This window comes from Streptomyces sp. NPDC002640, assembly GCF_053592575.1.
Map to the genome: position 1 here is coordinate 64288 of NZ_JBSFVZ010000014.1, position 24699 is coordinate 88986.

Genomic DNA, 24699 nt, shown 5'->3' on the forward strand with positions numbered 1-24699 from the left:
CCCGGATGAGGTTGATCAGCTCCTCGTCGTCGTCGGTGGCGGCGATCCGGTCGGCGACGGGTTCGCCGTCGGTGGCGGTGTCGGCCGTCGGGGCGGTCCTGGTGTTCCGGCCGGCCGGGCCGGTCGCCGTCCAGCTGTCCAGGAAGGCCTGGAGGCGGACGGTGAGGCGTGCCTTGGACAGTTCGTCCGGCGGGTTGTCGGCCGCCACGGCCTCCAGGGCGTCCAGGGCGCCGATGAGCGGGGCGACGTCGGTGACGGGTGCGGCGCCCGGGAGCGTGCGGTGCAGGTGCTCGGTGAGGGCGGCCGGGGTCGGGTGGTCGAAGACGAGCGTGGCCGGGAGGGGCTGCCCGCACTCGCGGGCCAGCAGGTCCCGGAACTCCACCGCGGTGAGGGAGTCGAATCCGAGGTCGCTGAAGGGCCGTGAGTCGTCGATCCGCTCGTCCGGGGCGTACCGGAGGACGACGGTGAGGGTGCGCCGGATCAGCCGGCCGAGTTCGGCAGGCCGTTCGCCGGCGCTCAGGCCGGCGAGCCGTTCGCCCAGGCCGGTGGCGCCCTCGTCGTCAGGGGCCTCGGCGGTCAGCGCGTGGAGGGCCTCGGGGAGTTCGCCGAGCAGCGGGCTGGGCCGGCCGGAGGTGAACACCGGTGCGAAGCGTGTCCAGTCGACGTCGGCGACGGTCAGCGAGGACTCTCCGCCGTCGACGGCCTGGGCGAGGGCGGCGGTGGCGAGCCGGGGGTCGAGGGGGGTGATGCCGCGGCGGAGCAGGAAGTCCTCCGCCTCCCCCGTCGCCGCCATGCCGGATTCCGCCCAGGGGCCCCAGGCGATCGAGGTGCCGGCCAGCCCGCGGTCCCGGCGTGCCCGGACCAGGGCGTCCAGGTAGGCGTTGCCCGCCGCGTAGAGGGCCTGTCCGCCGCTGCCCCAGGTGGCCGCGATGGACGAGAAGACGACGAAGAGTTCGAGGTCGGCGTGCGTGTCGGGTGCGGTGGTCAGGGCGTGCAGGTGGGCCGCGCCGCGGACCTTGCCGCCGGTGACGTCCGCGACGGCCTCGGGCCCGGTGTGTTCGACCAGTTCCGACTGGGGCACGCCGGCGGCGTGGACGACGCCGGTCAGCGGCAGGTCCGCCGGGACGGAGGCGAGGAGCTCGGCCACCGCCTGCCGGTCGGAGACGTCGCACTGCGCGACGGTCACCCGGGCGCCCCTGGCCTCGAGTTCGGCGCGCAGTTCCGCGGTGCCGGGTGCCCGCGGGCCCCGGCGGCCGGTGAGCAGGAGGTGCGCGACGCCGCGGTCGGCCAGCCATCGGGCCGTGGCGGCGCCGAGGGCGCCGGTGCCGCCGGTGACCAGGACGGTGCCGGGCCGTGACGGGGTCCAGGCCGGTGCGGTCTGCTCCGCGCGGTCGGCCCGGACGAGGCGGCGGCCCAGGACCCGGCCGCCGCGCACGGCGACCTGGTCCTCGCCGGTGACGCCCGCGAGGACGGCGATCAGCCTGGCCGGGTTGCAGCCGCCGTCGGCGGGCAGGTCGATCAGGCCGCCCCAGCGCTTGGGGTGTTCGAGGGCGGCGACCTGTCCGAAGCCCCACAGCTGGGCGTGGTCGGGCCGGGTGACCCGGTCGCCCGCGTTGACCGCGACGGCGCCGCGGGTCACGCACCACAGGGGGGCTTCGATGCCGGTGTCGCCGAGGGCCTGGACGAGGGCGAGTTCCATCGGGAGGGCGGCGTGCGGTCCCGCCACGTGGACGATGCCGGTGACGCCGCCCGAGACGGCTTCGGCGGAGGCGCGGAGCCGTGCGGCCACGTCGTGCCGGTCGGAGCGGGCCGTGTCCACCGCGAGGCGGACGACTTCGGCGCCGGCGGACCGGAGCGCGTCGCCGACACCGGCGTCGTCGTCGCAGTCGCCGGTCTCGATGACGAGCAGCCAGGTGCCGTCGAGGGCGGTGTCCGGGACCACGACGGGCCGCCAGTCCACCCGGTAGCGCAGCCCGGCCAGCTCCGAGTCCTCCCGGGTGCGTCGGCGCCAGGTGGAGAGCGCCGGGAGGAGGGTCCCGACCGCGTCGGGGACGTCGGGCAGGCCGATGGTGTCGGCGAGTCCGGCGAGGTCCTCGTGTTCGACGGCCTCCCAGAAGCGGGCCTCGTCCTCGTCCTGGTGCCCGGCCTCCTGGGCGTGCGCGCCGACCGCGGGCTCGGGCCAGTAGCGCTCGTGCTGGAAGGCGTACGTCGGCAGCTCGACGGGACGGCACTCGGGCAGCACCGCCGACCAGTCCACCTCCACGCCCGCGGCCCACAGGCGTCCGAGCGCGGCCGTCACCGACCCGCACTCGTCGCGGTCCTTGCGGAGCGAAGGCACGAACACGCCCTCACCGGCGGACTGCTGCGCGAGCGCGCACAGGACACCGTCGGGGCCCAGTTCGAGGAAGCGGGTGGCGCCGGAGTCGTGGGCCAGGGCGACGGCGTCGGCGAAGCGGACGGGCTGCCGGATCTGGCTCACCCAGTAGTCCGGGGTGGCCATGTCGCCAGGGGCGGTGGTGACGACGGGGATCGTCGGAGGGTTGTAGGTGAGCGACTTCGCGACGGAGGCGAACTCGTCGAGCATCGGCTCCATCAGGTGCGAGTGGAAGGCGTGCGAGACGACCAGCCGCTTCACGCGGACGCCGTGGGCGCGGAGCCGCTGCTGGAGGGCGTCGATGGCGTCGGCCGTGCCCGAAAGGGTGATGGAGGTGGGGCCGTTGACGGCCGCCAGGTCCACGCCGTCGGGCAGTTCCAGCCGATCCTCGGCGGTCTCGACGGCGAGCATCGCGCCGCCGGACGGCAGGGCGTCCATCAGCCGGCCGCGCGCCGAGACGAGGGCGCACGCGTCGTCCAGCGACAGCACCCCGGCGCAGTGGGCGGCGGCCAGCTCGCCGATGGAGTGACCGATCATGACGTCCGGGGTCACCCCCCACGACTCCACCAGGCGGAACAGCGCCACCTCGACCGCGAACAGGGCGGGCTGGGTGTACACGGTCCGCGCCAGCAGCTCCGCGTCGTCCCCGAACACCACGTCGCGCAGCGGCAGTTCGAGGTCGACGCGGGCGCACACGGCGTCGAAGGCGTCCGCGAAGACGGGGAACGCGTCGTACAGCTCACGCCCCATCCCGACCCGCTGGGCGCCCTGGCCGGAGAACAGCAGGGCCGGCCCGCCGGACCCGGCCTGGTCCCGCACCACGCCCCGGGCCTGCTCGCCGGTGGCCAGTGCGCGCAGCCCGTCCAGCAGTTCGTCCCGGTCGGCGCCGTCGACCACCGCGCGGTGGTCGAGCCGGGCACGCGAGAGGAGGGTGCGGGCCACGGCCGCGGGGGCCAGGTCCGGCCGTCCGGCGAGGAATCCGCGCAGCCGGTCCGCCTGCTCGACCAGTGCCGCGGCCGACCGGCCCGACAGCAGCCAGGGCGCGGCGGCGCCGTCCGTCTGACCGGCCGGGTGGGCCGGGTCGGCCTCGGCGGCCGGGGTGGCCGGGGCGGCTTCGAGGATGACGTGGGCGTTGGTGCCGCTGATGCCGAAGGAGGACACACCCGCCCGGCGCGGACGGTCCGCCTCGGGCCAGTCGCGTGCCTCGGTCAGCAGCCGCACCGCGCCCGTGGACCAGTCGACCTGCGAGGTCGGCTCGTCGACGTGCAGCGTCGCCGGCAGGACTCCGTGCCGCAGGGCCAGCACCATCTTGATCACGCCGGCCGCACCCGCGGCCGCCTGCGTGTGACCCAGGTTCGACTTCACCGACCCCAGGTACAGCGGCTCCTCACGGTCCTGCCCGTAGGTCGCGAGCAGCGCCTGCGCCTCGATCGGGTCGCCCAGCCGCGTACCGGTGCCGTGCGCCTCGACCACGTCCACGTCCGCCGGGGAGAGGCGGGCATTGGCCAGCGCCCGCCGGATCACCCGCTCCTGCGACGGACCGTTCGGCGCCGTCAACCCGTTCGACGCACCGTCCTGGTTGACCGCCGAGCCGCGCACCACCGCCAGCACCCGGTGCCCGCGCGCCACGGCGTCCGACAGCTTCTCGAGGACCAGTACGCCGACGCCCTCGCCCCAGCCGGTGCCGTCCGCCGCGTCCGCGAAGGCCTTGCAGCGGCCGTCGGCGGCCAGGCCGCCCTGCCGCTCGAACTCGGCGAACACCGTCGGTGTCGACATCACGGTCACGCCGCCGGCCAGCGCCATCTCGCACTCGCCGCTGCGCAGCGCCTGCGCCGCCAGGTGCATCGCGACCAGCGACGACGAGCACGCCGTGTCCACCGTCACCGCGGGCCCCTCCAGGCCGAAGGCGTACGCCACCCGGCCGGAGAGGATCGCGGCGGCGTTCCCGGTGGCCACGTGTCCTGCGACGTCTTCGCCGGAGGCGGCGACGACCTGGGGGTAGTCCTGGCCGTTCGTGCCGGCGAAGACGCCGACGGCGGTTCCCCGGACGCCGCGGGGGTCCACCCCGGCGGATTCGAACGCCTCCCAGGTGGCCTCCAGCAGCAGCCGCTGCTGCGGGTCCATCGCCAGCGCCTCACGCGGCGAGATCCCGAACAGCCCGGCGTCGAACCCGGCGACGTCCCGCAGGAAGCCGCCCTCGGGCACGGACGCCCTCCGGCTGTCGGCGGGGTTCCAGCCGCGGTCGGACGGGAACGAGGTCATCGCGTCGACCCCGCCGGTCAGGAGTCCCCACAGGTCCTCGGGCGTCGCCACGTCGCCGGGGAAGCGGCAGCTCATGCCGACGATCGCGACCGGCTCCTCGGTCGTGCCGTCCCCGGGTCCGGTGACGGGTCCGGCCACGGCCGCGTCCGGGGACCGCTCCCCGCCGAACATCTCCTGTTCGAGGAAGCGTGCCAGGTCCTTGGGCGTCGGCCGGTCGAAGACCAGGGAGACGGGCAGGGTCAGTCCGGTGCGGGCGCCGATCAGGTTGCGGAGTTCCACGGCCGCCAGCGAGTCGAAGCCGAGGTCCCGGAACGCCTGTCCGGTGCCCACCGCCTCGGCCGAGCGGTGACCGAGCACCGCCGCCGCCCAGGTGCGGACCGCGTCCAGCAGGAGGTGTCCGCGTCGGCCCGCGGGAGCCGCCGCCAGCTCGGCCCGGAAGCCGTCGGCGGGGCCGGTGTCCCCGCCCGGGGTGCGTGCGGTGGTGGCGGCCTCGGGCAGTTCGGACAGCAGGGGGTTCGGCCGGGTCTCGGTGAGGCCGGCGGCGAACAGCGGCCAGTCGATGTCGGCCACCGCCGGATGCGGTGTGGTGTCGTCTCCCGCGATGACCTGTTCGAGCGCGGTCACGGCGAGGCCGGGGTCCATCGGGGTCAGGCCGGCGCGGCGCAGCCTTCCGGCGACCGTCCGTTCGTCGGCGGCCATGCCGTCCTGCGCCCACGGTCCCCAGGCGATGGACGCCCCGGGCAGTCCGCGGTCGCGTCGCCCGCGCATCCAGGCGTCGACGAAGGCGTTGGCCGCCGCGTAGTTGCCCTGTCCGGCGCTGCCGAGCGTTCCGGCCAGCGAGGAGAAGGCGACGAAGAAGTCGAGGTCGTGCGAGCGGGTCACCTCGTCGAGGGCCACGAGGCCGCCCACCTTGGCCGCCAGTACCGTCTCGAAGCGCTCGGGGGTGAGCGTGTCGAGCGTGCCGTCGTCCAGGGCGCCGGCGGCGTGGACGATGCCGGTCAGCGGAAGGTCCGGCGGGAGCTGGTCGAGGGCGGCGGTCAGCGCGTCCCGGTCGCCGACGTCCGCGGTGGCCACGACGACCCGGGTGCCCCGCGCGCCGAGTTCCGCGACGAGTTCGGGCACGCCGGGGGCCTCGGTGCCGCGGCGGCTCAGCAGGAGCACGCACGGCACGCCCCGGTCGGCGAGGCGGCGGGCGACGACCGTGCCCAGCGCGCCGGTGCCGCCGGTGACCAGGACGGAACCGGGCCGCGACGGCGACCACGAGGCGCCGTTGCCGGTGGCCTCGGCGCGCACCAGGCGCCGCCCGTACGCGGCGGAGTCGCGGACGGCCACCTGGTCCTCGCCTGTGCCGCCGCCGAGGACCGCGGCCAGGCGTGTCCCGCCCCGCGCGTCCGGGACGGGCGGGAGGTCGACCAGGCCGCCCCAGCGGTCCGGGTGTTCCAGGGCGGCGACCAGTCCCAGTCCCCAGGTCTGCGCCTGGACGGGCCGGGCCGGCAGGTCGGCGCGCCCGACGCGGACCGCGCCGGAGGTGAGGAACCAGCAGCGGGCGGCGATCCGGGCGTCACCGAGGGCCTGGAACAGGTTCAGGTTGAGCGTGAGCCCGGCGGGGACCGCCGAGCCCGGTGCCGGCTGCTCGGCCCAGGCGGCGAGCGAGACCACTCCCCCGACCGGGCCCTCGGCGGCGAGCCGGGCGGCGAGCGTGGCCCGGTCCGTGTCGACGGGCACGGCGAACCGGACCGGCTCGGCGCCGGCGGCGGCGAGCGCCGCGGCGACGGCGTCGGCCGGTGCGGACGCGGCGTCGTCGGTGGGCGTCCCGGGGACGACCAGCAGCCAGCGGCCGGTGAGGTCGGCGGAGGCGGGCAGCTGGTTCACCGGGCGCCACGTCGTGCGGTAACGCCACGACGCGAGCGCGGAGTCGCCGCGCCGTCGGCGGTTCCACGAGGAGAGCACCGGCAGCGCCGGGGCGAGCACCTCACGGGAACCGTCGGAGCCGAGGAGGTCGGCGAGCTGGTCCACGTCGGCGCGGTCGACCGCGTCCCAGAAGCGGGCGTCCGCCGCGTCGGCGCTGGGAGCGCCGGCCACGGGACCGGCTTGCGGCCAGTACCGCTCGCGTTGGAACGCGTACGTCGGCAGCGTGACGCGACGGCCCTCGGGCAGCACCGCCGCCCAGTCGACCGCGGCACCCGACGCCCACAGGGCCGCCAGTGCGCGCAGCGCGGTGGCCGTCTCCGCCCGGTCCTCGCGGAGCAGCGGCACCGAGGGGTGGTCGGGGAGGGTCTGCCGGGTGAGGGCGCAGAGGACGCCGTCGGGGCCGAGTTCGAGGAAGGCCCGGGTGTCGGTGAGGGAGGCGACGGCGTCGGCGAAGCGGACGGGCTCACGGATCTGGCTCACCCAGTAGTCGGGGGTCGCCATGTCACCGGGAGCGGTGGCGACGACAGGGATCGTCGGGGCGTGGTAGGTCAGCGACTCGGCGACGGCGGCGAACTCCGCCTGCATGGGCTCCATCAGGTGCGAGTGGAACGCGTGCGAGACGGTCAGCCGCTTCACGCGCACGCCCTCGGAACGGAGCCGCTGCTCCAGCGCGTCGATCGCGGCGGCCTCACCGGAGACCGTGACGGAGGTCGGGCCGTTCACCGCCGCCAGGTCCACGCCCTCGGGCAGCTGCAGACCCTCCTCGGCGGTTTCGACGGCCAGCATGGCGCCGCCGGACGGCAGGGCGTCCATCAGCCGGCCGCGCGCCGACACCAGGCGGCACGCGTCGTCCAGCGACAGCACCCCGGCGCAGTGCGCGGCGGCGAGCTCGCCGATGGAGTGGCCGACCAGCACGTCCGGCCGGACGCCCCACGACTCCACCAGGCGGAACAACGCCACCTCGACCGCGAAGAGCGCGGGCTGCGTGTACACGGTCCGCGCCAGCAGCTCCGCGTCGTCCCCGAACACCACGTCGCGAAGCGGCAGTTCGAGATCGACCCGGGCGCACACCGCGTCGAAGGCGTCCGCGAACGCCGGGAAGGCGTCGTACAGCTCACGCCCCATCCCGACCCGCTGGGCACCCTGGCCCGAGAACAGGAACGCGGAACCACCGGGCGCGGCCTCGTCGCGGACGACGGACGGATCGGCCATGTCCTCGGACAGGGCCCGCAGCCCGGCCAGGAGTTCGTCCCGGTCGTCGCCGAGCACGACCGCCCGGTGGCCCAGCGCGGCGCGGCCCGTCGCCAGCGACCACGCCACGTCCTGCGGGGCGATGTCGAGTTCCGCGTGCACGTCGACCAGGCGTTCCGCCTGGGCGCGCAGTCCGTCCGCCGTGTGGGCCGAGACGACCCAGCCCAGGGTGCCCGGCGCGGTGGCCGGAACGGCGGCCGGGACGGCGGCCTGCGCGGTGGGCTCGGCCTGTTCGAGGATGACGTGGGCGTTGGTGCCGCTGATGCCGAAGGAGGAGACGGCCGCCCGGCGCGGACGGTCCGCCTCGGGCCATGCGCGTGCCTCGGTCAGCAGCCGCACCGCGCCCGTGGACCAGTCGACCTGCGACGACGGTTCGTCGACGTGCAGTGTCGCCGGGAGGACGCCGTGCCGCAGGGCCAGCACCATCTTGATGACGCCCGCGACGCCGGAAGCCGCCTGGGTGTGGCCGATGTTGGACTTCACCGACCCCAGGTACAGGGGCTCCTCGCGGTTCTGCCCGTAGGTGGCGAGCAGCGCCTGGGCCTCGATGGGGTCGCCCAGTCGCGTGCCGGTGCCGTGGCCCTCGACCGCGTCGACGTCCGACGGCGACAGGCCCGCCGCCGTCAGCGCCTGGCGGATGACCCGCTGCTGGGAGGGGCCGTTCGGGGCGGTGAGGCCGTTGGACGCGCCGTCCTGGTTGACGGCCGAGCTCCGCACGACCGCCAGCACGTCGTGGCCCAGCCGTCGCGCGTCGGACAGTTTCTCGAGGACCAGTACGCCGACGCCCTCGCCCCAGCCGGTGCCGTCGGCCGCGTCCGCGAAGGCCTTGCAGCGGCCGTCGGCGGCCAGGCCGCCCTGCCGCTCGAACTCGGCGAACACTCCCGGTGTCGTCATCACGGTCACGCCGCCGGCCAGCGCCATCTCGCACTCGCCGCCGCGCAGGGCCTGCGCCGCCAGGTGCATCGCGACCAGCGACGACGAGCATGCCGTGTCCACGGTGACCGCGGGCCCCTCCAGGCCGAAGGTGTACGCCACCCGGCCGGAGATCACGCTGTTGGCCGTGCCGGCGAGGAGGTACCCCTCCGCCCCGTCCAGGGCGCCGGTGCCGCCGTAGCCGGAGGAGGAGGCGCCCGCGAAGACGCCGACCGGCCGGCCGCGCAGCGAGCGCGGGTTCATGCCCGCCGACTCGAACGCCTCCCAGGAGGCTTCCAGCAGCAGCCGCTGCTGCGGGTCCATCGCCAGCGCCTCACGCGGCGAGATCCCGAACAGTCCGGCGTCGAACTCCGTCGCGGTGTCCACGAAGCCGCCACGGGCGGAGGCGCCTTCGACGGCTCCGGCGGGCCATCCCCGGTCGGCCGGGAAGCCGGCGACGCCGTCGCCCATGGTCGCGACGAGGTCCCACAGTTGCTCGACGGACCGCACTCCGCCGGGGTACCGCGCGCTCATGCCGACGATGGCGATCGGCTCGTCCGCGGCGGCCGCGGGGGCCGGGACGGCCGGGGTCGCCGAGGCGGACGGGCCGGCGTGCTCCAGCAGCGCACCGGTCAGGTGTTCCGCCAGCGAGCCGGGGTCGGGATGGTCGAAGACGAGGGTCGCGGGCAGGGCGAGGCCGGTCTCGGCGGCCAGGAGGTCGCGCAGTTCGACGGCGGTCAGGGAGTCGAAGCCGAGGTCGCGGAAGGACCGGTCGGCCTCGACCGCGGCCGGGGTGGGCAGACCGAGGCAGACGGCGGCACGCGAGCGGATCAGGTCGAGCAGCATGCCGTGGCGTCGGTTCTCGGGCGCCGCGAGCAGGCTGTCGCGGAAGCCGGAGGTCCGCTCGCCGGGCGCCGGCGCGGGCGCGAGGGCCGCGGCGGCTTCGGGCAGCGCGGTGAGGAGGGCGCTGTCGCGGCCGGACGCGAAGGCGGGGGCGAACCGCGCCCAGTCCACGTCGGCGACGGTCACGCAGCCCTCGCCCAGGTCGACGGCGCGGGCGAGGGCGGCGACGGCGAGGTGCGGGTCGAGTGCGACCAGGCCGTGGCGGTGCAGGTGCTCCTCCGCGCCGCCGACCTCGGCCATGCCGGGCCCGGCCCAGGGTCCCCAGGCCACCGAGGTGCCGGCGTTCCCGTGTGCGCGCCGCTGTTCGACCAGGGCGTCCAGGTAGGCGTTCGCGGCCGCGTAGACGGCCTGTCCGCCGCTGCCCCAGGTCGCGGCGATCGACGAGAAGACGACGAACAGGTCGAGTTCCAGGCCGCGTTCGCGGGTCAGTTCGTCGAGGTGCGCGGCACCGGCCGCCTTGGCGTCCAGGACGCGGGCGATCTCCGCGTCGTCGGTGTCCGCGAGCGGCGTCGCCTGTCCCGCTCCCGCGGCGTGGACGACGCCGGTCAGCGGGCGGGTCTCCGGGATGGCGTCCAGGACGGCCGCGAGCGCCGCCCGGTCGGTGACGTCGCACGCGGCGACGGTCGTCGCGGTGCCGAGGGCGGCCAGTTCGGCCACCAGCGCCTCGGTGCCGGGCGTGTCCGGACCCCGGCGGCCGACGAGCACGAGGTGGGGCGCGCCGCGTCCGGCGAGCCAGCGCGCGACGTGTCCGCCGAGGGCTCCGGCCCCGCCGGTGACGAGGACTGTGCCGGTGGGCGTCCAGGGCTCGGCGGCCGGGGTGTCGGCGGCCGGGGTGTCGGCGGTCGCCGTCCGGACCAGACGCCGTCCGTAGGCCCCGGAGGAGCGCACGGCGACCTGGTCCTCGCCGGAGCCGCCCGCGAGGAGGGACACCAGGAGCCGGGTGGCGCGGGCGTCGGGCTCGGCCGGGAGGTCGATCAACCCGCCCCAGCGGCGCGGCAGTTCCAGGGCGGCCACGCGGCCGAGTCCCCAGGCCTGGGCCTGCTCGGGATGGAGCAGCGGGTCGGAACGGCCGACCGAGACCGCCCCGCTCGTCACCATCCACACCGGTGCGTCGATCTCCGCGTCGGCGAGCCGCCTCAGCAGGTCCACCGATCCGGTCACCACCCCGGTGGCCGGGACGGCCACCAGGACGCCGGTGACGTCGCGCGGTGTGTCCTGGAGGCCGGTGGCGTCCCCGGTGGTCTCCAGGACGTCGGCGCCGGCGGCGCGCAGCGCGGTGGCGACGGCGGGCCGGTGGTCGCCCACCAGCAGCCAGGTGCCGGTCAGGTCGCCCGTCGACGCGGAGGTCTGCGGGAGGCCGGAGAGGGGCGTCCAGGTGACGCGATAGCGCAGGGACTCGATCCTCGCCTCCTCGCGGCGCGAGCGCCGCCAGGCGGAGAGTGCGGGGAGCACGGAGTCCAGGTGTTCCGGTGTGTCCGGGAGTCCGATGGTGTCGGCGAGCCCGGCGAGGTCCTCGTGTTCGACGGCCTCCCAGAAGCGGGCCTCGTCCTCGTCCTGGTGTCCGGCCGGACCGGCGTGCGCGCCGACCGCGGGCTCGGGCCAGTAGCGCTCGCGCTGGAAGGCGTACGTCGGCAGCTCGACGGGACGGCCCTCGGGCAGCACCGCCGTCCAGTCCACGTCCGTGCCCGCGGCCCACAGGCGTCCGAGCGCGGCCGTCACCGACCCGCACTCGTCGCGGTCCTTGCGGAGCGACGGCACGAACACGCCGTCACCCTCACCCTCGCACTGCTGGACGAGCGCGCACAGCACGCCGTCGGGGCCCAGTTCGAGGAAGCGGGTGCGCCCGGCGTCGAGCGAGGTGATCGCGTCGGCGAAGCGGACGGGCTGCCGGATCTGGCTCACCCAGTAGTCCGGGGTGGCCATGTCGCCGGGGGCGGTGGTGACGACGGGGATCGCCGGGGTGTGGTAGGTGAGCGACGTGGCGACGGTGGCGAACTCGTCGAGCATCGGCTCCATCAGGTGCGAGTGGAAGGCGTGCGAGACGGTCAGCCGCTTCACGCGGACGCCGTCGGCGCGCAGCCGCTCCTCCAGGCCCGCGATGGCCTGGGCATCGCCGGAGACCGTGACGGAGGTGGGGCCGTTGACGGCCGCCAGGTCCACGCCGTCGGGCAGTTCCAGCCGGTCCTCGGCGAGTTCGACGGCCAGCATCGCGCCGCCGGACGGCAGCGCGTCCATCAGCCGGCCGCGCGCCGACACCAGCCGGCACGCGTCGTCCAGGGACAGCACGCCCGCGCAGTGGGCGGCGGCGAGCTCGCCGATGGAGTGGCCGACCAGCACGTCCGGCCGAACGCCCCACGACTCCACCAGCCGGAACAACGCCACCTCGACGGCGAACAGGGCGGGTTGCGCGTACACGGTCCGGTCCAGCGCCTCGGCGTCGTCGCCGAACACCACGTCCCGCAGCGGCAGTTCGAGGTCGACCCGCGCGCACACCGCGTCGAAGGCCTCGGCGAACACCGGGAAGGCGTCGTACAGCTCACGCCCCATCCCGACCCGCTGGGAGCCCTGACCCGAGAACAGGAACCCGGTCCGGCCCTCGCGCACCGCGCCGGTGACGACCCGGTTCGAGGGTTCGGCGGCGGACAGCGCTGCCAGGCCGGCCGTGAGGTCGGACGGGGTGCTGCCGGTGATCACCGCGCGGTGGTCGAGGGCCTCACGGGTGGTGGCCAGCGACCACGCGACGTCCCGCGGGTCGAGTTCCCGCTCCGCGGACAGCCGGGTGAGGCGTTCCGCCTGGCCGCGCAGCGCCTGAGCCGTGTGGGCGGAGAGCACCCAGCCGAGGGAGCCGGGCACGGCCCCGGCCGGTGCGTCGTCCGTCGGACCGGCCGGGTCGGCCGGGTCGGCCGGGGCGGCCGGGGCGGCCGGGGCGGCCTCGGCGGACGGTGAGGCCTGTGCGGCCGGGGTGACCGGTGCGGCTTCGAGGATGACGTGGGCGTTGGTGCCGCTGATGCCGAAGGAGGACACACCCGCCCGGCGCGGACGGTCCGCCTCGGGCCAGTCGCGTGCCTCGGTCAGCAGCCGCACCGCGCCGGTGGACCAGTCGACCTGCGAGGTCGGCTCGTCGACGTGCAGCGTCGCCGGCAGGACTCCGTGCCGCAGGGCCAGCACCATCTTGATGACGCCGGCCGCTCCCGCGGCCGCCTGCGTGTGTCCCAGGTTCGACTTCACCGAGCCCAAGTACAGCGGCTCCTCACGGTCCTGCCCGTAGGTCGCGAGCAGCGCCTGCGCCTCGATCGGGTCGCCCAGCCGCGTACCGGTGCCGTGCGCCTCGACCACGTCCACGTCCGCCGGGGACAGGCGGGCATTGGCCAGCGCCCGCCGGATCACCCGCTCCTGCGACGGACCGTTCGGCGCCGTCAACCCGTTCGACGCACCGTCCTGGTTGACCGCCGAGCCGCGCACCACCGCCAGCACCCGGTGCCCGCGCGCCACGGCGTCCGAGAGTCGTTCGACGAGGAGGACGCCGACGCCCTCGGACATGCCGGTGCCGTCCGCGTCGTCGGAGAACGCCTTGCACCGGCCGTCGGAGGCCAGGCCGCGCTGCCGGTCGAACTCCGTGATGACGCCGGGGGTGGACATCACGGTCACACCGCCGGCCAGCGCCATCTCGCACTCGCCGTTGCGCAGGGCCTGCACGGCGAGGTGCAGGGCGACCAGGGACGACGAGCAGGCGGTGTCCACCGTCACCGCGGGCCCTTCCAGGCCGAAGGTGTACGCCAGCCGGCCGGAGGCCACGCTGGTCGCGGTGCCGGTCATCACGTGCCCGGCCGCCGACTCCGGCAGGTGCATGCCGAGCCCGTACTGGGCGTGGGCGGCGCCGACGAACACGCCGGTGGCCGATCCGTGCACGTCGGAGGGGACGATGCCGGCGGACTCGAACGCCTCCCAGGTGGCTTCCAGCAGCAGCCGCTGCTGCGGGTCCATCGCCAGTGCCTCACGCGGCGAGATCCCGAACAGCCCGGCGTCGAACTCGGTCGCCCCGTCGACGAAACCGCCGCGCGCGGCGTCTCCGGCGACGACCCGGGCCGGCCAGCCCCGGTCCTCCGGGAAGCCGGCGACGGCGTCCGCGCCGGTGCTGACCATCGACCACAGGTCGGCCGGTGAGCTCACGCCGCCGGGCAGGCGGCAGGCCATGCCGACGATCGCGACCGGCTCGGTGGCCGCGTCGGCGGTGACCGTCTCCGGTCGGACGTCGGCCTCCGGCGCGGGTTCGCCGCCGAGCAGGCCGAGGAGGTGGTCGGTGAGCACCGCCGGGGTGGGGTGGTCGAAGACCAGGGTGGCCGGGAGCCGGAGGCCGGTCGCGGCGTTGAGACGGTTCCGCAGTTCCACGGCGGTCAGCGAGTCGAAGCCGAGGACGCGGAAGGCCTGGCGCGCGCCGATGGCGTCGGTGCCGGCGTGCCCGAGGACGGTGGCGGCGTTGCCGCGTACGAGGTCGAGGACGGTTTCGCGCCGTTCCGCGGCGGACAGCCCGTGCAGTCGCCGGGCGAGGGTGGTGTGGGTGTCCGTGGCCTGGTCGGCCGCGCGCCGGCCGAGCGGGCGGATCAGCCCGCGCAGCAGCGCCGGGACCTCCGCGTCGCGTGTCCGGTCGAGGGCGACGGGCACCAGGTGCGGGCGGTGGTGGGCGGTGGCGGCGTCGAAGAGGGCCAGGCCCAGTGCGGTGTCGAGGGTGGGGACCGTCCGGTTTCCGGGCCTGCTCGCGGAGGGCGCGGCCGAGGCGTCGAGGAGGTGGCCGGTCATCGCGCTGGCCTGTTCCCACAGGCCCCAGCCCAGGGACTGCGCGGGCAGGCCCTGGGAGCGGCGCCAGGAGGCGAGGCCGTCGAGGAGGCCGTTCGCCGCGGCGTAGTTGGACTGGCCGCCGGTGCCGAAGGTGGCCGCGGCGGAGGAGTACAGCGCGAACAGCGCGAGGTCGGCGTCGGCGGTCAGTTCGTGCAGGTGGAGGGCGGCGTCGGCCTTCGGGCGCAGCACGGCGTCCAGGCGGTCCGGTGTCATGGACTCGAACACGCCGTCGTCGAGGGCTCCGGCCGCGTGCACGACGCCGGTGAGCGGATGGTCGGCGGGGACGGCCGCCAGGACGTCGGCCAGTGCCTGCCGGTCGGAGACGTCGCAGGCGACGATCTCGGCGTGGGCCCCGGCCGCTTCGAGGTCGGCGAGCAGGTCGGCCGCGCCGGCGCTCCGGGAGCCCTGACGGCCGAGCAGCAGGAGGTTGCGGACGCCGTGTTCGGCGACGAGGTGCCGGGCGAGGAGTCCGCCGAGGGTGCCGGTGCCGCCGGTGACGAGGACGGTGCCGTCGGGGTCGAGCGGCGCCGGGACGGTGAGGACGTTCTTGCCGACGTGGCGGGCCTGGCTGATGTGGCGGAAGGCGGAGACCGCGTCGCGCACGTCCCACACGGTGGTGGGCAGCAGGGTGAGCGCGCCGCTGTCGAAGAGGGCGAGCACCTCCTGGAGGATCTCCCGCATCCGGTCGGGCCCGGACTCGGCGGGGTTGAACGCCCTGTAGTGCGTTCCCGGGCGGTCGGCGGCCACCTGTGCGGCGTCGCGCAGGTCGGTGCGGCTCATGTCGGCGAACCGGCCGCCGTCGGCGAGGAGCCGCAGCGACGCGTCGACGAATTCGCCCGCCAGCGAGTTGAGCACCACGTTGACGCCGCGGCCGCCGGTCGCGGACCGGAAGCTCTCCTCGAAGGCGAGGTCGCGGGAGGAGGCGATGTGCGCGTCGTCCAGACCGGCGGAGCGCAGGACGCCCCACTTCCCGGGGCCGGCCGTGCCGAACACCTCCAGGCCGAGGTGGTGGGCGAGCTGGACGGCCGCCATGCCGACGCCGCCGGCCGCGGAGTGCACGAGCACCGACTCGCCGGGGCGGGCGGCCGCGACGTCGACCAGGCCGTAGTACGCGGTGGAGAAGACGACCGGCACGGTCGCCGCCTGGGCGAATGTCCAGCCGTCCGGGACGGCCGCCAGCAGGCGGCGGTCGGTGACGGCCCGTGAGGCGATGCCTCCCTGGAAGAAGCCGAACACCCGGTCGCCGACGGCCAGGTCGGTGACGCCGGGGCCGGTCCCGGTCACCACGCCGGCCGCCTCGGCGCCCATCCGGGCCTGGTCGGGGTACATGCCGAGGGTGATCAGGACGTCGCGGAAGTTCACGCCGGCGGCGCGCACGGCGACCCTGACCTGACCGGCCTCCAGGGGCGCGTCGGCCTCGGGGGCGGGGACGAGGGCGAGGTTCTCGAGGGTTCCCTGGTCGGTGACGTCCAGCCGCCAGGCGGCGTCCGTGGCGGGGAGCGGGAGCGCGCCGTCGGCGTCGGGGTGGGCGAGGCGCGGGGCCCAGACCCGGCCGTCGCGGAGGGCGATCTGGGGTTCGTCCTCGCTGACGGCCCAGGCGGGCCAGGTCGCGTCGTCGCCGCCCGCGGGGTCGCGGTCGAGGAGCAGGATCCGGCCCGGGTGTTCGGTCTGCGCCGAGCGCAGCAGGCCCCAGACGGCCGCCCCGGCCAGGTCGGTGACGGCCTGTCCGGGCGCGGCGGGCACGGCGCCGCGGGTGACGACGACCAGGCGGGCCCGCGCGGACTCCTCGTCGGCGAGCCATGTCTGGACGGCGCGCAGGACGTCGTGCGTGGTCCGCCGGACCGTGTCGGCGGTGCCGGGGCCGGACGTGGGCTCCGGAAGGGTGAGCACGGTGACCGGTGCGGGCGCGGTGGCGCCGGCCGCGCGGGTGCCGAGGGCGGACGGGTCGGTGGTGACCCAGTCCGTGGTGTCCGGCGACGGGTTCGCGCCGTCCGGCAGGGGCGTCCAGTCGAGGGCGAAGAGGGTGCTGCGGAGGGTGTGGTCCTGGTCCCGGGTCAGCGCCTCGGAGAGGGCGTCGGGGGTGATCTCGCGCAGCGCCAGGGAGTCGACGTCGACCACGGGCAGGCCGGAGGGGTCGGTGGCGCGGACGACGATCCCGTCCGCCCCGACGGTCAGCGTGACCCGCAGGAACGTGGCGCGGGTGGCGTGGAGGGTCACGCCCTTCCACGCGAACGGCAGCCGCGGCCCGCCGTCCTGGCCGGCGGTGACCAGGGCCGCCGCGTGCAGGGCGGCGTCGAGCAGGGCGGGGTGCACGCCGAACCCGTCGGCGTCGGCCTCGGGGGTCAGCGCGACCTCGGCGTGGACGGTCCCGCCCTGCCGCCACACGGCCCGCAGCCCTCGGAACGCGGGGCCGTAGGCGTAGCCGGCGGCGGCCAGGCCGTCGTAGAAGCCGGTGGTGTCCACCGGGCGCGCGCCGGCCGGGGGCCACGCCTGGTCACCGGGTGTGCCGGGGGCCGCCGGTGCGGGGGCGTCGGCCGGGCCCAGCAGGCCCGCCGCGTGGCAGACCCAGTCGGCCTCCTCGCCGGGGCGGGAGTAGATCTCCACGGAGCGTTCGCCGTCGTCGTCGGCGCCCACGGCCACCCGGATCTCGGCGCCGCCCGGCGCCAGGGCGAGCGGTGTGCGCAGCACGAGTTCGCGCAGTGCTCCGCGGCCGACCTGGTCGCCGGCCTGCAGGGCCATCTCGACGAGCGCGGTGCCGGGCACCAGTGCCGCGTCGAGCACGACGTGGTCGGCCAGCCAGGGGTGGGCGGACGGTGAGATCCGCCCGGTGAGCACGACGCCGCCGTCGGGCAGTGCGACGGCCGCGCCCAGCAGGGGGTGGCCGGTGCGGGACTGGCCCACGGCCGACACGTCCGCGGTCAGGGCCTGCTTCGGCCAGTAGCGCTCGCGTTGGAAGGCGTACGTCGGCAGCTCGACGCGGCGGGCGGCGGGGAGCAGTGCCGACCAGTCCACCTCGACGCCGGCGGTCCACGCCTGGGCCAGCGCGGTCAGGAACCGCCGGGCGCCGCCTTCGTCGCGGCGCAGGGTGCCGAGGGCGGTCCCTTCCACGCCGGCGGCTTCCAGGGTCTCCTCGATGCCGGGGGTCAGCACCGGGTGGGGGCTGCTCTCCAGGAAGACGGTCCGCCCGTCGGCCAGCAGCGCGCTGGTCGCCTCACCGAACCGCACCAGGGAGCGGAGGTTGTCGTACCAGTACTGCGCGCCCATCTCGGCGGTGTCGATCCGGCCGCCGGTCAGCGAGGAGTACAGCGGGATCGTCGACGACACGGGCGTGATCGGGGCGAGCTCGGCGAGGATCCGCTCGCGCAGCTCCTCCACCTGCACGGAGTGCGAGGCGTAGTCCACCGGTATCCGGCGGGCGCGCACGCCCTGCTCCTCACACGCCGTCATCAGCGCGTCCAGTGCCTCCGGCTCACCCGACACCACCGTCGAGCCCGGGCCGTTGACCGCGGCGACCGACACGCGGCCGTCGAAGCGGGCCACCAGCTCACCGGCCACCTCGGCCCCGGCGGCCAGGGAGACCATGCCCCCGCGTCCGGCCAGAGCGCGCAGAGCACGGGAACGCAGGGCCACCACGCGCGCGCCGTCCTCGAGGGACAGGCCGCCCGCGACGACGGCGGCGGCGATCTCACCCTGCGAGTGCCCGACCACGGCCGAGGGGACCACACCGGCCGCCCGCCACAGCTTGGCGAGCGAGACCATCAGCGCCCACAGCACCGGCTGGACCACGTCGACGCGACCCCACAGGGCCTCGTCCTCGCTCTCCAGCACGCCCCACAACGACCAGTCCACGAACGGCTCCAACGCCGCCGCACACTCCTCCAACGACTCCCGGAACACCGGCGACCACGCAGCCAGCTCACGCCCCATCCCCAGCCACTGCGACCCCTGCCCCGGGAAGACCAGGACCGGACCGGTCTGCGCGGCGCTCGCGGTACCCGTCACCGTGTCGGCGGCCTCGCGGCCCTCGGCGAGTTGCTCGAGCGCGCGCCGGAAGTCGTCGAGGCCGGAGCCCAGCACCACCGCGCGGTGGCCGAGGGCGGCACGGGTGGTGGCCAGCGAGAAGCCGATCTCCCCGGCCGTGGTCCCGTCGTCGACGCGGTCGAGGTGTGCCAGCAGATGGGCCGCCTGTCCGCGCAGGGCCTGCTCGGTGCGGCCCGAGACGACCCACGGCACCGGAGCGCCGGCGGACGGCGGTTCCTCGGCCGGCGCGGCGTCCGCCGCGCGGGCGGGCGCGGGCGCTGCCTCCAGGATCAGGTGGGCGTTGGTGCCGCTCATGCCGAACGAGGACACGCCGGCCCGGCGCGGGCGGTCGGTCTCCGGCCAGGGGCGCGTCTCGGTCAGGAGCCGGACGGCTCCCGCGGACCAGTCGACGCGCGAGGACGGCTCGTCCACGTGCAGGGTGGCCGGCAGCGTCCCGTGGCGCAGCGCCATGACCATCTTGATGACGCCGGCGACGCCGGAGGCGGCCTGGGTGTGCCCGATGTTGGACTTCAGCGACCCGAGGTACAGGGGCTCGTCGCGGTCCTGGCCGTAGGTGGCGAGGAGGGCCTGGGCCTCGATCGGGTCGCCGAGCGTCGTGCCGGTGCCGTGGGCCTCGACGGCGTCCACGTCGGCCGTGGTGAGCCGGGCGGCGTCCAGCGCGGCACGGATCACCCGTTCCTGCGACGGCCCGTTCGGGGCGGTGAGGCCGTTCGACGCGCCGTCCTGGTTGACGGCCGATCCGGCCACCACGGCCAGCACCTGGTGGCCGTTGCGGCGGGCGTCGGAGAGCCTCTCGAGGAGGAGCAGGCCGGCGCCCTCGCTCCAGCCGGTGCCGTCGGCGGTGTCCGCGAAGGCGCGGCAGCGGCCGTCCGAGGAGAGGCCGCCCTGCCGTTCGAACTCCGCGAAGATGCTCGGCACGGACATCACGGTGATGCCGCCGGCCAGGGCGAGTTCGCACTCCCCCTGGCGCAGTGCCTGGACGGCGAGGTGCACCGCCACCAGCGACGACGAGCAGGCCGTGTCCACGGTGACGGCGGGGCCCTCGAGTCCGAAGGTGTAGGCGACGCGCCCCGAGATCACGCTGTTGGCGCCGCCGGCGAGGACGTGTCCTTCCGTCCCGGAGGCCAGGTCGGTGCCGATGCCGTAGCCGGAGGAGGAGGCGCCGACCAGGACGCCGGTGGAGGTGTGGCGGAGGGAGAGGGGGTCGATCCCGGCGTGCTCGAAGGCCTCCCAGGCGGTTTCCAGGAGCAGCCGCTGCTGCGGGTCCATCGCCAGCGCCTCGCGCGGCGAGATGTTGAACATGCCGGCGTCGAAGTCCGTCGCCGCGTCCACGAAGCCGCCGCGCAGGGCGTAGGCGGCGTGGGCGGTGTCGGCCTCCCAGCCGCGGTCGGCCGGGAAGGGGCCGGTCGCGTCGGTGCCGGAGGCGACGGTGTCCCAGAGCGACTGCGGGCCGTCGACGCCGCCCGGCAGCCGGCAGCTCATGCCGACGATGACGATCGGGTCGTCGTCCGCGGCGGTGGGGGCGGCCGCGGTGGCGGGGGATGCCGTGGCCGGGGTGCGGGCCGTGCCGGTCAGTTCGCCGAGCAGGTACTCGCTCAGCGCCAGCGGGGTGGGGTGGTCGAAGACGAGGGTGGCCGGCAGCCGCAGCCCGGTCTCGGCGGTGAGGACGTTGCGCAGTTCGACGGCGGTCAGCGAGTCGAAGCCGACGTCGCGGAAGGCGCGGCGGGGTTCCACGGCCTGGGTGTCGGCGTGGCCGAGCACCGTCGCGGTGTGAGCGCGGACGGCTTCGAGCAGCAGGCGGGGCCGTTCCGACTCGGGCGCGGCCGCCAGCGCGTCGCGCAGCGCGGTGGACGGGGCGTCGTCGCCGTCGGGGGTCCCGGCCGCGGCGGCTTCGGGGAGTTCGGAGAGGAGTGGGCCGGGCCGTCCGGAGAGGAAGGCGGGCGCGAACCGCTGCCAGTCCACGTCCGCGATGCTGACGCAGGTCTCGTCGCGGTCCACGGCGTCGGCGAGTCCCCGGACGGCGAGCACGCGGTCCAGGGCCATGAGTCCGCGGCGGCGGTGGGCCTCGACGACCTCGTCGTCCTTGGCCATGCCGATCTCGGCCCACGGCCCCCAGGCGATGGCCGTCCCGGACAGGCCGCGGGCGCGGCGGGCGGCGGCCAGCGCGTCCAGGTAGGCGTTCCCGGCGGCGTAGGCGCCCTGGCCGCCGCCGCCCCAGGTCGCGGCGATGGAGGAGAACATGACGAACCGGTCGACGTCACCGGCGAGTTCGTCGAGGAGGGCCGCGCCGGTGACCTTGCCGTCGATCACCTCGGTGAGGGTGGCCCAGTCGGTGTCCGTCAGCGGGGCGCCCACGCCGATGCCGGCCGTGTGGACGACACCGGTGAGGGGGAACTCGGCGGGGACGGCCGCCAGCAGGGCGGTGAGCGCGTCGCGGTCGGCGACGTCGCAGGCGGCGACGGTCACCCGTGCGCCGAGCGCGGTCAGTTCGGCGGTGAGGTCGTCGGCGCCGGGGGCGTCCGGGCCGCGGCGGCCGGCCAGCAGCAGGTGCGGCACGCCCCGGCGAGCGAGCCACCGGGCGACGTCGCCGCCGAGACCACCGGTTCCGCCGGTGACGAGCACGGTGCCGTCGGTGGTCCACGGGCGGGTGGCGGTCTCGGCCCGCGGGGCCCGGACGACACGGCGGCCGTGGGCGCCCGCGTCGCGCAGGGCGATCTGGTCCTCGTCGCGGTCGCCGGCCAGGAGCGCGGTCAGGCGTGCGCCGGTGGCGGCGTCCAGGGCGGGCGGCAGGTCGATCAGGCCGCCCCAGGCCGCGGGGTGTTCGAGGGCGGCGACCCGGCCGAGGCCCCACAGGAGGGCCTGTGCGGGGCGGGTCGGCGGGTCGGTGTCGGCGACGGACACGGCGCCCCGGGTCAGGCACCACAGCGGGGCGCCGGTTCCGGCGTCGGCGACGGCCTGGAACACGGTGAGCAGCGCGGCGAGTTCGGCCGCGGCGTCCCGCGGCGGGTTGCCGTCGCGGTCCGCGGCGACGTACACGACGGCGTCGGGGGTGGTGTCGGCGAGGAGCGCGGCGACGGCGGCGCGGTCGTCGCCGGGGGTCAGTGCGGTCGTGCGGACCCGGGCTCCGGCGGAGCGCAGCGCGTCGGCGACGTCCTGGGCGGGGGTGTCCGGGCCGGAGGTGAGGAGCAGCCAGGTGCCGGTGAGGGCGGCGGCGGGGGTGTCGGGGAGCGGCTTCCAGGTGACCTGGTAGCGCCACGAGTCGAGGACGGCTTCCTCGTGCCGGGACCGCCGCCAGGTGGAGAGGGCGGGGACGACGTCCTCCAGGGCCTGGCCGTGGTCGTCCATGCCGAGGGTCTCGGCCAGCCGGGCGAGGTCCTGCCGTTCGACGGCGTCCCAGAACCGGGCCTCGTCGGCGTCGGCGGGGGTGGCGGCGGGGGCGGGGTCGTCGGGGTGGGTCTCGGGCCAGAAGCGTTCGCGCTGGAAGGGGTAGGTGGGCAGCGGGAGGCGGCGGCCTTCGGGCAGCACGGCGGGCCAGTCGACGTCGGCGCCGCGGACCCACAGGCGGCCGAGGGCGGCGAGGGCGGCTTCCCGCTCGTCGCGGTCCTTGCGCAGCAGGGGGGCGCAGGCGAGGTCGGGGGCGCTCTGCTGGGTCAGGGCGCACAGCACCCCGTCGGGTCCCAGTTCGGCCGCGCGGGTCACGCCGTCGGCGTGCAGTCGCCGCACGGCGTCGGCGAAGCGGACGGGTTCCCGGATCTGGCGTACCCAGTAGCCGGGGGTGGCGAGGTCGCCCGGGGCGGTGGTGACGACGGGGATCTCGGGGGTGTGGTAGGTCAGCGACTCGGCGACGGCGGCGAAGGCGTCGAGCATCGGCTCCATGAGGTGCGAGTGGAACGCGTGCGAGACGGTCAGCCGCTTCACGCGCACGCCCTGGGACCGCAGCGACCGCTCCAGCGCGTCGATCGCGTCGGCGTCGCCGGAGACGGTGACGGAGGTGGGTCCGTTGACGGCGGCGAGATCGACGCCGTCGGGCAGGTCGAGGGTTTCCTCGGCGGCCTCCACGGCGAGCATGGCGCCGCCGGGCGGCAGGGCGTCCATCAGGCGGCCGCGCGCCGACACCAGCCGGCAGGCGTCGTCGAGGGAGAGCACGCCCGCGCAGTGCGCGGCGGCCACCTCACCGATCGAGTGCCCCAGGAGGACGTCCGGGAAGACGCCCCAGCTCTCCAGGAGGCGGAACAGCGCGACCTCGAGCGCGAACAGGCCGGCCTGGGCGTACACGGTCCGGCCGAGGGCGTCCGCGTCGCCGAACACGACGTCGCGCAGGGGCCGTTCCAAATCCATGCGGGAGCACACCGCGTCGAAGGCTTCGGCGAAGGCGGGGTGGGCGTCGTGGAGTGCGCGGCCCATGCCCGCCCGCTGGGCGCCCTGGCCGGTGAACAGGAACGCGGTGCGGCCCTCGGCGACCACGCCGGAGACGACGCCCGGGGCGGGCGTGCCGGCCGCGAGCGCGTCGATCCCGGCGAGCAGGGCGTCGTGGTCGGCGCCCGACGCCACGGCGCGGTGGGTGAGACCGGCCCGGGTGGTGGCCAGCGACCAGGCGACGTCGGCCGGGTCGTCGGTCCGTGCGGCGAGCCGCCCGGCCAGTTGCCCGGCCTGGGCGCGCAGCGCGGCGGCGGTCTGCGCCGCAACCGGCCAGACGACGGGCCCGCGCCGCTGTGCGGGCGGCGCCTCGTGCGGCTCGTCGGGTTCCGGGGCGGGCGCCTCCTCGAGGATCACGTGGACGTTGGTGCCGCTGATGCCGAACGCGGAGACGCCGATCCGCCGGGGCGTCCCGCGGCGCGGCCACGGCTGTGCCTCGCGCAGCAGGCGGACGCCGCCGCCGGGGCGGGAGGCGTGCGGGGTCTCCTGCTCGACGTGCAGGGTGCGGGGCAGCTGGTCGTGGTGCATGGCCAGCACGCTCTTCATGACGCCGGCGACGCCCGCGGTGGCCTGGGTGTGGCCGATGTTCGACTTGAGGGAGCCCAGCCACAGCGGGCGGTCGGCGTCCCGGTCGCGGCCGTAGGTGTCCTGGAGGGCCTTCAGTTCGATGGCGTCGCCGAGCACGGTTCCGGTGCCGTGCGCCTCGACGGCGTCGACGTCGGCGGGGGTGAGCCGGGCGGCGGTGAGCGCGGCGCGGATGACGCGCTGCTGGGAAGGTCCGTTGGGGGCGGTGAGGCCGTTGGACGCGCCGTCCTGGTTCATGGCGGTGCTCCGCACGACGGCGAGGACGTCGTGTCCCAGCCGGCGCGCGTCGGAGAGCCGTTCGACGAACAGGACGGCGACGCCCTCGCTCCATCCGGTGCCGTCCGCGGCGGCCGAGAAGGACTTGCAGCGTCCGTCGGAGGACATGCCGCCCTGCTTGCCGAACTCGGTGAAGGCGCTCGGCGTGGTGATGACGGTGACGCCGGCGACGAGGGCCCGGCCGCACTCGCCGCGGCGCAGGGCCTGCACGGCCAGGTGGAGGGCGGTCAGCGAGGACGAGCAGGCGGTGTCGACGGTGACCGCCGGGCCCTCCAAGCCGTAGACGTAGGAGAGGCGCCCGGACAGCACGCTGTGGGCGGTGCCGGTCAGCTGGTAGCCGACGGTGCTCTCCGGCAGCCGGCCGAGGGTGGCGTACCCGGTCGGCGAGGCGCCGACGAAGACGCCGGTGTCGGTTCCGGCCAGCGAGTGGGGGTCGATGCCCGCCCGTTCGAGGGCCTCCCAGGACGCCTCCAGCAGCATGCGCTGCTGCGGGTCCATGGCGAGGGCCTCGCGCGGGTTGATGCCGAAGAGCGCGGCGTCGAAGTCGGGGGCGTCGGGGACGAATCCGCCCCGGCGGGCGTAGCCCTCCGGGGCGGGCCCGGTCTCCGTCCAGCCGCGGTCGGCCGGGAAGTCGACGATGGCGTCGCGGCCGTCGGCGACCAGTCGCCACAGGTCCTCGGGGGCGGCGACGCCGCCGGGGAGCCGGCAGCTCATCGCGACGACGGCCACCGGTTCGCGGGCGGCCTCCCGCATCTCCCGGTTCTGCCTGCGGAGGCGTTCCACCTCCTTGAGGGAGGCCCGGAGGGCTTCAACGGCCTTATCGTCACGAGTATTCATCGCGTTCTCCACCGCTCAGGGATGGTCTCGGCCGGCACCGACGACGCGCCATCGTAGGAAGCGGTGATCCGTGCCCGGCAACCCCTAGCCGACCC

Annotated in this window: 1 pseudogene; it reads right to left on the minus strand. The window is 76.1% G+C overall.

What is annotated here, in order from left to right:
• Nucleotides 1-283: 283 nt before the first annotated feature.
• Nucleotides 284-24604 (minus strand): annotated as a pseudogene (locus ACWD3O_RS19935) (type I polyketide synthase); the annotation flags it as partial.
• Between the last annotated feature and the right edge of the window lie 95 nt (nt 24605-24699).